Here is a 12,786-nt window from a genome sequence, read left to right as displayed (position 1 = left end):
GCCCACCCGTGAGCACTGCGAAGCAGGATGCCGTCAGGGACCGCGTCGAGTCGGAGCTCGGTGACCCCCTGCGTGCCCTCGGCCTCGACATCGAGGCCGTGGAGATCACGCCCGCCGGCAAGCGTCGCATCGTGCGCATCGCCGTCGACAAGGACGGCGGCGTCACGCTGGACGACGTCGCGGACGCCACCCGCGCGGTCTCCGAGGTGCTCGACGAGTCCGACGTCCTGGGCGAGCAGCCCTACACGCTCGAGGTCACCAGCCGGGGCGTCGACCGCCCGCTGACCCTGCCGCGCCACTGGCGCCGCAACGCCGACCGCCTGGTCAAGGTGACCCTGACCGACGGCAGCGAGGTCACCGGACGCATCACCTCCTCCGACGAGGACACCGTCACGCTCGACGTCGACGACACGGCCCGCGAGGTGGCGTACGCCGACGTCGCGAAGGCCATGGTCCAGATCGAGTTCAGCCGCAAGGGCCGCAAGCCCGCCCACGACGACGTCACCGACGTCGACGACACCGACCACGACCCCGAGGTCGACGACCACGAGAACGAGGAGGAGAGCTGATGGACATCGATCTCAGCATCCTGCGCATGCTCGAGCGCGAGAAGGAGATCTCCTTCGACGTGCTCGTGGAGGCCATCGAGCAGGCGCTCCTGACCGCGTACCACAAGACGCCCGGCGCGGAGGAGACCGCGCGCGTCGAGCTGGACCGCAAGAGCGGCCACGTCACCGTCATGGCGACCGAGCTCGACGACGAGGGCAACAAGGTGGGGGAGTACGACCACACCCCCGACGGGTTCGGCCGGATCGCGGCGACGACCGCGAAGCAGATCATGCTGCAGCGCCTGCGCGACGCCGAGGACGACATCCGGTTCGGCGAGTTCGCCGGCAAGGAGGGCGACATCATCTCGGGCGTGATCCAGCAGGGTCGCAACCCCGACGACGTGATGGTGGACCTCGGCAAGCTCGAGGCCCTGCTGCCCGTCGGCGAGCGGGTGCCCGGGGAGCGCTACGAGCACGGCGCCCGGATCAAGTGCCTGGTCGTCTCGGTCCGCAAGGGCATGCGCGGCCCGCAGATCACGCTCTCGCGCTCGCACCCGAACCTCGTCAAGAGGCTCTTCGCCCTCGAGGTGCCGGAGATCGCCGACGGCACCGTCGAGATCGCCGGGATCGCCCGCGAGGCCGGCCACCGCACCAAGATCGCGGTGTGGACCAAGGCCTCGGGCGTGAACGCCAAGGGCGCCTGCATCGGGCCGATGGGCCAGCGGGTCCGCAACATCATGTCCGAGCTGCACGGCGAGAAGATCGACATCGTGGACTGGTCCGAGGACCCGGCCGAGCTGGTCGCCCACGCCCTGTCGCCGGCCCGGGTGTCGGCGGTCGAGATCGTCGACCTGGAGGCCCGCTCGGCCCGCGTGGTCGTCCCGGACTTCCAGCTGTCGCTCGCGATCGGCAAGGAGGGCCAGAACGCCCGCCTGGCCGCGCGGCTGACCGGCTGGCGCATCGACATCCGCTCCGACGAGGCGCCCGCTCCCGACTGAGCGCCCGTCGGGCTTCCCGACCGTGCGGGCCGAACGGCTCGGTTCGATATCCGATGGCACCGCACGGTAGGGTTGACGGCAGTGGCTCGCCAACACGTCTCCTCCGCCTGCCCGGACTCCGCCGCCCCCACGGGGCCCGTCCGGACCTGCGTCGGATGCCGGAAGCGGGCCGCGAAATGCGAGTTGTTGCGGATCGTCGCCGGCTCGGACACCGAGGGCCTCGCGGCCGTCGTGCCCGATCCCGACGGCACCGCCGGAGGCCGCGGTGCGCACCTGCACCCGACCACCGACTGTTTCGAGCTGGCGGTCCGCCGTCGGGCCTTCTCCCGGGCCCTCCGCACGTCCGGATCCGGGAGCGGACTCAGCCTCACCCCGCTCGAGGACCACCTCCACTCGCACGCACCTGACCCGAGAACGACCGACAGAGACTGGAGCAGCAGCTCATGAGCACTCGATGAGTACTTCCCGATGAGTTTGCACAACCACTAACGGCTCTCAAGAGAAACGCCCGGACCGGGTCTTGAGGCCAGAAGGAGAAACGTGGCTAAGACCCGAGTTCACGAACTCGCGAAAGAGTTCGGCGTCGAGAGCAAGTTCGTTCTCGAGAAGTTCAAGGAGATGGGTGAGTTCGTCAAGTCGGCGAGCTCGACCATCGAGCTGCCGGCGGAGATGCGCTTCCGCAAGGAGTTCGGCGACGCGCTGAAGACGGCCGCGCCGGCCGCAGCCGCTCCCGCCGCCCCGGCCCCCGCGAAGCCCGGCCCCAAGGCCCCCGCCAAGAAGGCCGAGCCCGCCCCCGTCGAGACCGAGGCGCCCGCCGCCGCGGCCCCGGCCCCCGTCGAGGCCCCCGCGGCCGAGGCGCCTTCTGCCCCGGCCCCCGCGGCCCGGACGGCGCCCAAGCCCGGCCCGAAGAAGGCCCCGGCCCCGGAGGCCCCCGCGGCTCCGGCCGCCGAGACCCCCGAGCCCCCGGCCGAGCCGGAGGCCCCCGCGGCCTCGGCCACGCCGAAGGCTCCGTCGCCGCGTCCCGTGGGCAAGCCGACCGGCACCCCGCGCCCCGGCAACAACCCGTTCGCCCCCAGCCAGGGCATGGGCCGTCGTCCGGCTCCTGCTCCCGGTGGCGAGCGTCCCCCCGTCGCTCCTGCGACCGGCGGCGCCGACCAGCGCCCGCCGCGTCCGCCGGCCGGCCGTGACGGCGGCGCCCCCGGGCGTCCCGGCATGCCGCGTCCGAACCCCGCGATGATGCCCAAGTCCCCGGCCGCCTTCGGCTCGGGCCCCGGCGGCCGCGGCCCCGGTGGTCCCGGTGCCCGCGGCGGCGCTCCGGGCCGTGGTGGCCCGGGTGGCGCACCCGGTCGCGGTGGCCCCGGTGGCGCACCCGGTCGCGGTGGCCCCGGCGGTCCTCCCGGTGCAGCCGGTCGTCCCGGCGGCTTCGGCCCCAGCGGTGGCGGTCGTCCCGGTGGTCAGCGTCCCGGCCAGCGTGGCCAGACCCAGGGTGCCTTCGGTCGTCCCGGTGGCCCCTCGCGTCGAGGTCGCAAGTCGAAGCGCGCCCGTCGTCAGGAGTTCGAGGCCATGCAGGCCCCGACGATCGGTGGCGTGCGCGTCCGCAAGGGTGACGGCGAGACCGTCAAGCTGCCCCGCGGCGCCTCGCTGACCGACTTCGCCGAGCGCATCGGCGTCGACGTGTCGGCCCTGGTCCAGATGCTCTTCTCGCTCGGCGAGATGGTCACGGCGACCGAGTCGGTCAACGACGAGACGTTCGAGCTGCTCGGCGAGGAGCTCAACTACGTCGTGCAGGTCGTCTCGCCCGAGGACGAGGACCGCGAGCTGCTCGAGTCGTTCGACCTCGAGTTCGGTGAGGACGAGGGTGACGACAGCGACCTCGTCATCCGCCCGCCGGTCGTCACCGTCATGGGTCACGTCGACCACGGAAAGACCAAGCTGCTCGACGCGCTCCGCAACGCCAACGTCGTCGACAAGGAGGCCGGTGGCATCACGCAGCACATCGGTGCCTACCAGGTCGCGGCCGAGGTCGAGGGCGAGGAGCGTCGCATCACCTTCATCGACACCCCGGGTCACGAGGCGTTCACCGCCATGCGTGCTCGTGGTGCGCAGGCCACCGACGTCGTGATCCTCGTGGTCGCGGCCGACGACGGCGTGATGCCGCAGACGGTCGAGGCGTTGAACCACGCCAAGGCCGCCGGTGTGCCGATCGTGGTCGCGGTCAACAAGATCGACAAGCCCGACTCCGACCCGACGAAGGTGCGCGGCCAGCTCACCGAGTACGGCCTGGTCCCCGAGGAGTACGGCGGCGACAGCATGTTCGTCGACGTCTCCGCGAAGTCCGAGCTCAACCTCGACAAGCTGCTCGAGGCCGTCGTCCTCACCGCCGACGCCTCGCTCGACCTCCGGGCGAACCCGACCCAGAACGCCCAGGGTCTGGTCGTCGAGGCCCACCTCGACCGCGGTCGCGGTCCGGTGGCCACGGTCCTGGTCCAGCGCGGCACGCTGCGCGTCGGCGACTCGATCGTCGCGGGCGCCGGCTACGGCCGGGTGCGCGCCATGCTCGACGAGCACGGCGACAACATCGAGGAAGCCGACCCGTCGCGTCCCGCGATGGTGCTCGGTCTCACCGCGGTGCCCGGCGCCGGTCAGACGTTCATCGTGGTCGAGGACGACCGGATGGCGCGTCAGATCGCCGAGAAGCGCGAGTCGCGCGAGCGGGCGGCCATGCAGGCCAAGCGCCGCGTGCGTCGCACCCTCGAGGACTTCATGGCCTCCATGGAGAAGGGCGAGAGCCAGGAGCTCAACCTCATCCTCAAGGGCGACGTGTCCGGTTCGGTCGAGGCGCTCGAGGACGCCCTCTCGCAGATCGACGTCGGCGACGAGGTCACCCTGCGCGTCATCGACCGCGGTGTCGGTGCGATCACCGAGACCAACGTCGACCTGGCCGCGGCCTCCGACGCGATCATCATCGGGTTCAACGTCCGCCCCCAGGGCAAGGCGACCGAGATGGCCGACAAGGAGGGTGTCGAGATCCGCTACTACTCGGTCATCTACCAGGCGATCGAGGAGATCGAGGCGGCGCTCAAGGGCATGCTCAAGCCCGTCTACGAGGAGTCGGTGCTCGGCCAGGCCGAGATCCGCAACATCTTCCGCTCCTCGAAGATCGGCAACATCGCCGGTTGCATGGTCACCAGTGGCCTGCTGCGGCGCAACGCCAAGGCCCGCCTGCTCCGCGACGGCAACGTCGTGGCCGACAACCTCGACCTGGCCTCGCTCAAGCGGGAGAAGGACGACGCGTCGGAGGTCCGCGAGGGCTTCGAGTGCGGTCTGGTGCTGAAGAACTACCAGAACATCGAGATCGGCGATGTCGTGGAGTCCTTCGAGATGCGCGAGATCGCGCGCAGCTGATCGATCACGTCGACGGCCGCCCCGGGGACCTGTCCCCGGGGCGGCCGCGTCACGTACGGCCCCTCACCACCTCCAGCCCTCCCGCACCCAGTCCCGGAGCCCGCTCCTAGACTCGGGAGACCGGCTGTCCCACGACACAGGAGCACGACCATGGCAAGCCCACGGGTACGCAAGATCGCCGACCGGATCCAGGTCATCGTCGCCGAGATGCTCGAGCGCCGGATCAAGGACCCGCGCCTCGGCTTCGTGACGGTCACCGACGTGCGCGTCACGGGGGACACCCAGCAGGCCACGATCTTCTACACGGTCCTCGGCGAGGAGGCCGACCGCGTCGGCACCGCCGCCGCGCTCGAGTCCGCGAAGGGCCTGCTCCGCTCCGAGGTCGCCAAGCAGCTCGGCATCCGGCACTCGCCGAGCCTCACCTTCATCGCGGACGCGCTGCCCGAGAACGCCCGCCACCTCGACGACGTGCTGGCCAAGGCCCGCCAGTCCGACGAGGCCGTCGCCGCCGCGCGCGCGGGCGCGACGTACGCCGGCGAGGACGACCCCTACCGCAAGCCCCGCGAGGACGACCTCCTCGACGAGGACGACGACGACCTCGTCGACGACGACGAGGACGACGTGGAGGACGACGCGCAGTGACGTCGACGGCCCCCGCGTCGGGGCTCGTCGTGGTCGACAAGGCCGCGGGCATGACGTCGCACGACGTGGTCGCCCGGGTCCGCCGGCTCGCCGGCACTCGCAAGGTCGGCCACGCCGGCACCCTCGACCCGATGGCGACCGGCGTGCTGGTGCTCGGCGTCAACCGCGCCACCCGGCTGCTGGGCCACCTGATGCTCACGGAGAAGGGGTACGCCGCCACCGTGCGCCTCGGTGAGGCGACCACCACCGACGACGCCGAGGGCGAGACCACCGCGGTGGTCCCCGCCGCCGGGCTCGACGAGGCCGCCGTCCGGGCGGCCTTCGCCGAGCAGGTCGGCGCGATCGAGCAGGTCCCCACCGCCGTCTCCGCGATCAAGGTCGACGGCAAGCGGGCCTACCAGCGGGTCCGGGACGGCGAGGACGTCGTCCTGAAGGCCCGCCCCGTCACGGTCCACGAGCTCACGGTCGACGACGTCCGCCCGGTGGGCGACCACCTCGACGTCGACATCACGCTGCGGTGCTCGAGCGGCACCTACGTCCGCGCCATCGCCCGCGACGTCGGGGCGCGGCTCGGGGTCGGGGGGCACCTGACCGCGCTGCGGCGTACCGCCGTCGGGCCCTACGCGCTCGCCGGGGCCCGGTCGCTCGACGAGCTCGCCGAGTCGTTCGCGCTGATGCCGATCGCCGACGCCGCCCGGGCCGCCTTCCCGGCACGCGACCTCGACGCGTCCCTGGCCGACGACGTCCGGGTCGGGCGGGCGCTGGAGATCGGGCTCGACGGCGTGACCGCGGTGTTCGCCCCCGACGGCGAGTTCCTGGCGCTCTACGAGCCGCGCGGCGACGTGGCCCGGGCCGTCGCCGTGTTCGTCTGACGGACCGCCCGGCGGGGGCGCGAGAGCCCGCGAAGCCCGCCAGTAGTCTTCCCTCCGTGCACATCTGGCGTTCGATCGACGAGGTCCCGGCCGACCTGGGACCCACCGCGGTCGTCATCGGCAACTTCGACGGGGTCCACCTCGGTCACCGGCACGTGCTGGCGCGGGCCCGTGAGCTGGCCGACGAGCGGGGCCTCTCGCTCGTCGCCGTCACCTTCGCGCCGCACCCGATGGCGGTGCTGCGGCCCGAGCACGCCCCGGTCACGCTGACCACCCTCGAGGTGCGCGCCGAGCTGCTCGGTGCCGCGGGCGCCGACGCCGTGCTGGCGCTGCCCTTCGACCGCGACGTGGCGTCGTGGTCGCCGGAGGAGTTCATCGAGCGGGTGCTGGTCGGCTGCCTGCACGCGGGTGCCGTCGTCGTCGGGGCCAACTTCCGCTTCGGCAGCCGAGCCGCGGGCGACGTCGCCACCCTCGGGCGCGAGGGGGAGCGGCACGGCTTCGTGGTCGAGGGGATCCCGCTCGACGGCGGCCCGCAGGTCTGGTCGTCGACGTACGTCCGCACCTGCCTGGCCACCGGCGACGTCGCCGGGGCGGCCGAGGCCCTGGGCCGCCCGTACTCCGTCCGCGGCGTGGTCGTCCAGGGCGACCAGCGCGGCCGCGAGCTGGGCTACCCGACCGCGAACGTGCCCACCAGCGACGCGACGGCGGCCCCCGTCGACGGGGTGTACGCCGGCTGGCTGCGGCGCCTCGACACCGGCGAGGAGTTCCCGGCCGCCATCAGCGTCGGCACCAACCCGACCTTCGACGGCGAGCGCGCACGCCGCGTCGAGAGCTACGTGCTCGACCGCACCGACCTCGAGCTGTACGGCGTCGAGGTGGTCGTGTCGTTCGTGGAGCACCTGCGGGGCATGGTCGCCTTCGACTCCGTCGAGCAGCTGGTCGTGCAGATGGAGGACGACGTCGACCGCGCCCGCGCGCTGCTGGTGGGCGGCACCGCGTGAGGCCGGTCCCCACCGACCGGCTTGAGGCCACCGAGGAGTGGTTCCTCCAGCACGGGCTGACCTACTTCGTCCCCGAGCGGCGCGCGCACGTGCGCCAGGCGATGCGGGTGCGCCGTATCGCCCCGCTGCTCGTGGTCGTGCTGCTCGTGGGCAGCGGGGCCGGGGGACTGGTGGCGTGGGCCGCCGACCAGCTCACGCTCGGCCCGGCCACGCTCGCCTCGCTGCTGCTGCTGGCCGCCGTGTGGTACTCCCTCGTCCAGTTGCACGCCGGCCCGATCGTCCTGTGGGCGCTCGGGCGGACCTTCGGCAGCCTGCGGACGCTGCTGCCGATGACGACCCGCGCGCTGCCGCTGCTGCTGCTCTTCATCACGTTCCTCTTCATCAACACCGAGGTCTGGCAGGTCGGCTCCAACCTCAGCGTCGGCGCGCTCTGGCTCACGGTGCTGCTCTTCGTCGTGCTGGCCTTCGCGTTCCTCGTCGTCCGGCTGCCCGAGGAGGTCGACCGGACCGACGACGACGTCGATGACGCGCTGCTGCTCAAGGCCTGCCGGGGCACGCCGCTCGAGGCGACCGCCGAGGCCTTCGTCGCCGACCCGGACACCGACCCGGCCGCGCACGCGGAGGTCACCGGCTTCGAGCGGTGGAACCTCGTCATCGTGCTGATGATCGTGCAGGCGGTGCAGGTGCTGCTCGTGACGTTCTCGGTGTTCCTGTTCCTGATGGTCTTCGGCGCCCTGATCATGACCGACCCCGTGATGGACTCCTGGCTCGGCCACGACACCACCAGCGTCCCGGGGCTCTCCGGCTTCACCGTCGAGCTGCTGCAGGTGGCGACGTTCCTCTCCGCCTTCTCCGGGCTCTACCTCACGGTCTCCACGGTCACCGACGAGACCTACCGCGAGCAGTTCTTCGGCAGCGTCATGCAGGAGATGGAGCGGGCCGTCGGCATGCGCGCGGTGTACCTCTCCCTGCGCGACGCCTGACCCGGCGAGCCGGCGCGTCTGCACCCGGTCGAGGGGTCGAGTCGGCGCATCTGCAGACAGTCGAGGGGTCGAGTCGGCGCATCTGCAGACAGTCGAGGGGTCGAGTCGGCGCGTCTGCACACGACATGCGACGAGTCGGCGCACCTGCGTCTGCAGATGCGCCGACTCGGCGGTCGTGGAGCCGGCAGGTGCGCCGACTCGGTGGGTCAGGCGTCCAGGTCCTGCTCGACCAGGGCGGCGATGGCGTCCACGTCGGCCTGGTTGTCGCCGGAGACCTCGACGGTGTCGCCGTTGCCGGCGCCCAGGGTCATGATCAGCAGCGCCGAGCTGGCGTCGACGGCCTCGTCACCGGGGAGCCCGATGGTGACCTCCGAGTCGAGCTCGGACGCGGCCTCGGAGATGATCGCGGCGGGGCGGGCGTGCAGGCCGACGGCGGAGCCGACGACGACGGACTTGGTGGGCATGGTGCTCCTTGGGTGTGAGGTCGGTCGGTGGGGGTCAGACGGTGGCGACGTCGGCGGGTGCCTTCGCCGTCGACTTGAGCGCGACGACGGCGGCCGCGGCGACGAGCACCCCGGCGACCAGGGCGATCAGGAAGCCGAGGATGTTGCCGACGGCGAAGATCACGAAGATGCCGCCGTGCGGCGCCCGCAGCGTGACGCCGAGGGCCTCCGCGAGGCCACCGGTGACCGCGCTGCCGAGCATGATCGAGGGGATCACGCGCAGCGGGTCCGCCGCGGCGAACGGGATGGCACCCTCGGTGATGAAGGAGGCGCCCATCAGCCAGGCGGCCTTGCCGTTCTCCCGCTCGGGGATCGTGAACAGGCCGGGCCGGACGACCGTGGCCAGCGCGAGCGCCAGCGGCGGGACCATGCCGGCGAGCATGACGGCGGCCATCACCTTGAGCTCGGGGGCGTCCGTCGCGGTGGCGGCGGCGCCGAGGCCCGTGGTGGCGAAGGCGTACGCCGTCTTGTTGAGCGGTCCGCCCATGTCGAAGGCCATCATCAGGCCGAGGATCACGCCGAGCAGGATGGCGGAGCCGCCGCTGAGGCTGTTGAGGCCGTCGGTGAGGGCGCCGGTGAGCTTGGCGAGGGGCTTGCCGAGCAGCACGACCATGACGAGGCCGCTGACGAGGGTGGCACCGAGCGGGATGACCAGGACGGGCATCAGGCCGCGGGCCCAGGTGGGCACCTTGCGCATCGCGATCCAGTGGGCGACCACACCGGCGAGGACACCACCGATGATGCCGCCGATGAAGCCGGTGCCGAGGGTGCCGGCGATGGCGCCCATGACGAAGCCGGGCGCGATGCCGGGCCGGTCGGCGATGGCGTAGGCGATGTAGCCGGCCAGGGCCGGCACGAGGAACCCGAAGGCCGCCGCGCCGAGGACGAACAGGAGCGCCCCGATGTAGGCCATCAGGTTGCTGCCGAACAGCGCGTGCTCGAGGCCCAGCGCGTTGGCGTCGGGCAGGTTGAACAGGGTGTTCTTCGTGGCGATGTCGCCGTGGTTGACGATCTCGTAGCCGCCGAAGAGGAAGCCGAGCGCGATCAGCAGACCGCCGGCCGCGACGAACGGGATCATGTAGGAGACCCCGGTCATCAGGACCCGGCGGATCCGGCCGCCCCAGCTCTCGTTGGCGCCGGAGGCGCCCTCGCCGGCGGTGACCGAGCCCTCGACGCGCGGGGCGTTCGGGTCGTCGGCGTACCGCAGCGCCTCGGCGATCATCTGGTCGCCCTCGTCGATCGGGCGCTTGACGCCCGAGGAGACGACGGGCTTGCCGGCGAAGCGGCCGCGGTCGCGGACGCCCACGTCGACCGCGAAGATCACGGCGGCGGCCTGCGAGATCGTCTCGGGGGAGAGCGGCGTGGAGCCGGCCGAGCCCTGGGTCTCGACGGCGATGGTGACGCCGGCGCGGGCGGCCGCGGCCTCGAGGGCCTCGGCTGCCATGTAGGTGTGCGCGATGCCGGTCGGGCACGCGGTCACCGCGACCAGGCTGCGGCCGGCGGTGGCCGGCGCCGGCGCGGCGGCTACGGCCGGGGCGGCTGCGGCGGGGGCCGCGGCACGCGGCGCGGGGGCGCCGCCGATCTCGCGGCTGACCAGGTCGACGACGTCGTCGTTCGACTCGGCGTCGCGCAGGGCGTCGGTGAAGGCGGGCTTCACCAGGGCGCGGGCCAGCTTGGTGAGCAGCTGCAGGTGCGTGCTGTCGCCACCGGCCGGGGCGGCGATGAGGAAGACGATGTCGGCCGGGCCGTCCTTGGCGCCGAAGTCCACCGGCGGGTTGAGCCGCGCGAAGGCGAGGGTCGGCTCGTCCACGCCGGCGGTGCGGCAGTGGGGGATCGCGATCCCGCCGGGCAGGCCCGTCGACGACGTGCCCTCGCGGGCCAGGGCGTCGTTGATCAGCTGGCCCACGCTGGACGCGCGGCCGGCGGCGCCGACGACGTCGGCGAGCGCACGGATGACGGCTTCCTTGTCGGAGCCGAGCGACGCATCGAGGCGCACCAGGTCTCTGGTGATCAGGTCGGACATCGTCACCCTCCTAGGGTGAGGTTGAGGTCGCGGACCGAGACCAGCTCGGGGCGAACCTGTGAGGGGTGGGGAATGGTCGTGCCGGGAAGTCCGGCGGCCGCGCTGCCGTAGGCGACGGCGAGCGCGAGTCGTTGGTCGGGGGTCCGGTTGCGGATATCCCCGAGGAGGTAGCCGAAGAGGCTGGAGTCGCCCGCACCGACGGTGCTGACGACGGAGGTGGGCGGCGGCGTCGCGTGCCACGCGCCTGCGGCGGTGACGAGTACGGCGCCGTGCGGGCCGAGCGTCGCGAGGACCGCGTCGACGCCCCGGTCGACCAGGGTCAGCGCCGCGGTGGCGGCGGCCTCGGGGTCGGACTCGAGCAGGTCGGGGTCGCCCCCGGTGAAGGACGCGAGCTCCTCGCCGTTCGGCTTCATCAGGTGCGGCGCACCCGCGTCGAGGCGCTCGACGAGCGCCCGCAGCGGGGCGTCGCTGGTGTCGACCGCGATGCGGGCGCTCGACCCGCGCAGGCCGGCCACGAGGTCGGCGTACCACTCCACGGGCGCGCCGGGGGGCAGCGAGCCGGCCAGCACGATCCAGTCCGCGGACGCGGCCCGGCGGCGCAGCATCTCGACGAGGCCGGCCAGCATCTCGGGCGTCGCGGTCGGGCCGGGGCTGTTGAGCTTGGTGGTGGTGCCGTCGGGGTCGCTGATGGTGATGTTCACCCGCAGCGCGCCCCCGTGGTGCACCGGGCGGCAGTCGATGCCGGCGGTCAGCAGCTCGAGCACGAACGGGTCGTCCTTGGTGGCGGGGAGCACCGCGATCGACGGGATCCCCGCGGCGACGGAGGCACGCGAGATGTTGACGCCCTTGCCGCCCGCCTGCGAGATGACCGACTCGGCGCGCTGCACGGCGCCCGGGACCAGCGGGCTGGTCAGCGTGACCGTGCGGTCGTGGCTGGGGTTGGGGGTCAGGGTGACGATCATGCGACCACGACCTCGAGGCCGGCGCGGGTCAGCGCGCGGTGGTCGGTGTCCGTGATCGCGTCGTCGGTGACCAGCACGTCGACCTCGTCGAGGTCGGCGAAGCGGAGGGTGGTGTCGATGCCGATCTTGCTGGCGTCGGCGAGCACGACCACCTTGCTGGCGCTGGCGACCATGGCCCGCTTGGTGGCGGCCTCGTCGCGGTCGGGGGTCGAGAGACCGTGGTCGACGGTGAGGCCGTTGGTGCCGAGGAAGACGAGGTCGGCGCGCAGGCGCGAGATCGCCTCGACCGTGTCGGCGCCGACCGCGGCCTGGGTGGTGGTGCGGACCCGGCCGGGGAGCAGGTGAAGGTCGACCTGCGGCTGGCCGGCCACCCGCGCGGCGACCGGGACGGCGTGGGTCACGACGACCAGCGGGTGGTCGCGGGGGAGCAGGCTGGCCAGGCGGCTGGTCGTGGAGCCCGCGTCGAGCAGCACCGTCGCCCCGGCGGGGGGCAGCAGCTCGAGGGCCGCGCGGGCGATCCGCTCCTTCTGCGAGGTGTTGGACGAGTCGCGCTCGACGAGCCCGGACTCGATGACCGCGAGACTGTGGGCCGGCACCGCGCCCCCGTGCACCCGGCGGACCAGTCCCATGCGCTCCAGCGTCGACAGGTCGCGGCGCACGGTCTCGGTCGTGACGTCGTACTGCTCGGCGAGCACGTTCACCGAGAGACGACCGTGCTCGGCCACGAGCTGGGCCATCGCCTGCTGACGCTCTTCGGCGTACATGGTCATCGTGGTCCTCCTCCCTTGCCGTGCGAATCTTTGTATCTGTTGTTTTACGCCCGAACGTGTTGACTGTCAAGGGGGTGCG

12 protein-coding genes are annotated in these 12,786 nt (G+C 72.6%); 8 read left to right on the top strand and 4 right to left on the bottom strand.

The window, feature by feature from the left end; translation table 11 throughout:
* Nucleotides 1–8: 8 nt before the first annotated feature.
* The 8 genes from rimP to H5V45_RS04060 all read left to right on the top strand — a co-directional run bounded on the left by rimP (nucleotide 9) and on the right by H5V45_RS04060 (nucleotide 8,449).
* On the top strand, nucleotides 9–569 hold the full coding sequence (gene rimP, locus H5V45_RS04095; RefSeq protein WP_343061413.1) for a ribosome maturation factor RimP: 561 nt from the start codon (nucleotides 9–11) through the stop codon (nucleotides 567–569).
* Entirely contained in the window at nucleotides 569–1,546 is a 978-nt protein-coding gene (gene nusA / locus H5V45_RS04090; RefSeq protein WP_185251765.1) for a transcription termination factor NusA, read from the top strand. Before rimP ends, nusA begins: the two co-directional genes overlap by 1 nt.
* 81 nt (nucleotides 1,547–1,627) lie before the next feature.
* Nucleotides 1,628–1,993, top strand: coding sequence for a DUF448 domain-containing protein (locus tag H5V45_RS04085; protein WP_185251764.1), 366 nt, complete (start codon nucleotides 1,628–1,630; stop codon nucleotides 1,991–1,993).
* Nucleotides 1,994–2,086: 93 nt separating this feature from the next.
* Nucleotides 2,087–4,951, top strand: coding sequence for a translation initiation factor IF-2 (gene infB, locus H5V45_RS22235; RefSeq protein ID WP_185251763.1), 2,865 nt, complete (start codon nucleotides 2,087–2,089; stop codon nucleotides 4,949–4,951).
* Nucleotides 4,952–5,101: 150 nt separating this feature from the next.
* Nucleotides 5,102–5,593 (top strand): 30S ribosome-binding factor RbfA, encoded by a 492-nt coding sequence (gene rbfA / locus H5V45_RS04075; RefSeq protein WP_185251762.1) that lies wholly within the window; start codon nucleotides 5,102–5,104, stop codon nucleotides 5,591–5,593.
* Nucleotides 5,590–6,465: a tRNA pseudouridine(55) synthase TruB gene (truB, locus tag H5V45_RS04070; RefSeq protein WP_185251761.1), complete on the top strand. Its 876-nt coding sequence runs from the start codon at nucleotides 5,590–5,592 to the stop codon at nucleotides 6,463–6,465. The genes rbfA and truB overlap by 4 nt, the downstream gene beginning before the upstream one ends.
* A 56-nt stretch (nucleotides 6,466–6,521) precedes the next feature.
* The gene (locus H5V45_RS04065) at nucleotides 6,522–7,466 is read left to right on the top strand and encodes a bifunctional riboflavin kinase/FAD synthetase (protein WP_185251760.1); all 945 of its coding nucleotides are present in this window, start codon (nucleotides 6,522–6,524) and stop codon (nucleotides 7,464–7,466) included.
* Nucleotides 7,463–8,449 carry a hypothetical protein gene (locus H5V45_RS04060; protein ID WP_185251759.1) on the top strand — a complete coding sequence of 329 codons (987 nt, stop codon included), beginning with the start codon at nucleotides 7,463–7,465 and terminating at the stop codon, nucleotides 8,447–8,449. The genes H5V45_RS04065 and H5V45_RS04060 overlap by 4 nt, the downstream gene beginning before the upstream one ends.
* Before the next feature lie 206 nt (nucleotides 8,450–8,655).
* On the opposite strand, the gene H5V45_RS04055 is transcribed toward H5V45_RS04060, so the two are convergent.
* From H5V45_RS04055 to H5V45_RS04040, 4 genes are read right to left on the bottom strand one after another with little or no spacing between them, the layout of a single operon-like run.
* Nucleotides 8,656–8,913, bottom strand: coding sequence for an HPr family phosphocarrier protein (locus H5V45_RS04055; RefSeq protein WP_185251758.1), 258 nt, complete (start codon nucleotides 8,911–8,913; stop codon nucleotides 8,656–8,658).
* A gap of 34 nt (nucleotides 8,914–8,947) precedes the next feature.
* Nucleotides 8,948–10,975, bottom strand: a complete 2,028-nt coding sequence (locus H5V45_RS04050) for a PTS fructose transporter subunit IIABC (RefSeq protein ID WP_185251757.1) — start codon at nucleotides 10,973–10,975, stop codon at nucleotides 8,948–8,950.
* 2 nt (nucleotides 10,976–10,977) lie between these two features.
* Complete coding sequence (locus H5V45_RS04045) at nucleotides 10,978–11,937, bottom strand: 1-phosphofructokinase family hexose kinase (RefSeq protein ID WP_185251756.1); 960 nt, start codon at nucleotides 11,935–11,937, stop codon at nucleotides 10,978–10,980.
* Entirely contained in the window at nucleotides 11,934–12,707 is a 774-nt protein-coding gene (locus H5V45_RS04040) for a DeoR/GlpR family DNA-binding transcription regulator (RefSeq protein ID WP_246415853.1), read from the bottom strand. Before H5V45_RS04040 ends, H5V45_RS04045 begins: the two co-directional genes overlap by 4 nt.
* Between the last annotated feature and the right edge of the window lie 79 nt (nucleotides 12,708–12,786).

The organism is Nocardioides luti (assembly GCF_014212315.1).
Lineage (GTDB): Bacteria > Actinomycetota > Actinomycetes > Propionibacteriales > Nocardioidaceae > Nocardioides > Nocardioides luti.
Note: the sequence above shows the minus strand (reverse complement) of the source record. Positions and strands in the feature narration are given on the sequence as shown.

Bases quoted from the DNA above. Each gene is read 5' to 3' on its own strand.
- rbfA (WP_185251762.1), top strand. From the start codon at position 5,102: ATGGCAAGCCCACGGGTACGCAAGATCGCCGACCGGATCCAGGTCATC.
- H5V45_RS04050 (WP_185251757.1), bottom strand. From the start codon at position 10,975: ATGTCCGACCTGATCACCAGAGACCTGGTGCGCCTCGATGCGTCGCTC.
- nusA (WP_185251765.1), top strand. From the start codon at position 569: ATGGACATCGATCTCAGCATCCTGCGCATGCTCGAGCGCGAGAAGGAG.
- H5V45_RS04040 (WP_246415853.1), bottom strand. From the start codon at position 12,707: ATGACCATGTACGCCGAAGAGCGTCAGCAGGCGATGGCCCAGCTCGTG.
- H5V45_RS04045 (WP_185251756.1), bottom strand. From the start codon at position 11,937: ATGATCGTCACCCTGACCCCCAACCCCAGCCACGACCGCACGGTCACG.
- H5V45_RS04055 (WP_185251758.1), bottom strand. From the start codon at position 8,913: ATGCCCACCAAGTCCGTCGTCGTCGGCTCCGCCGTCGGCCTGCACGCC.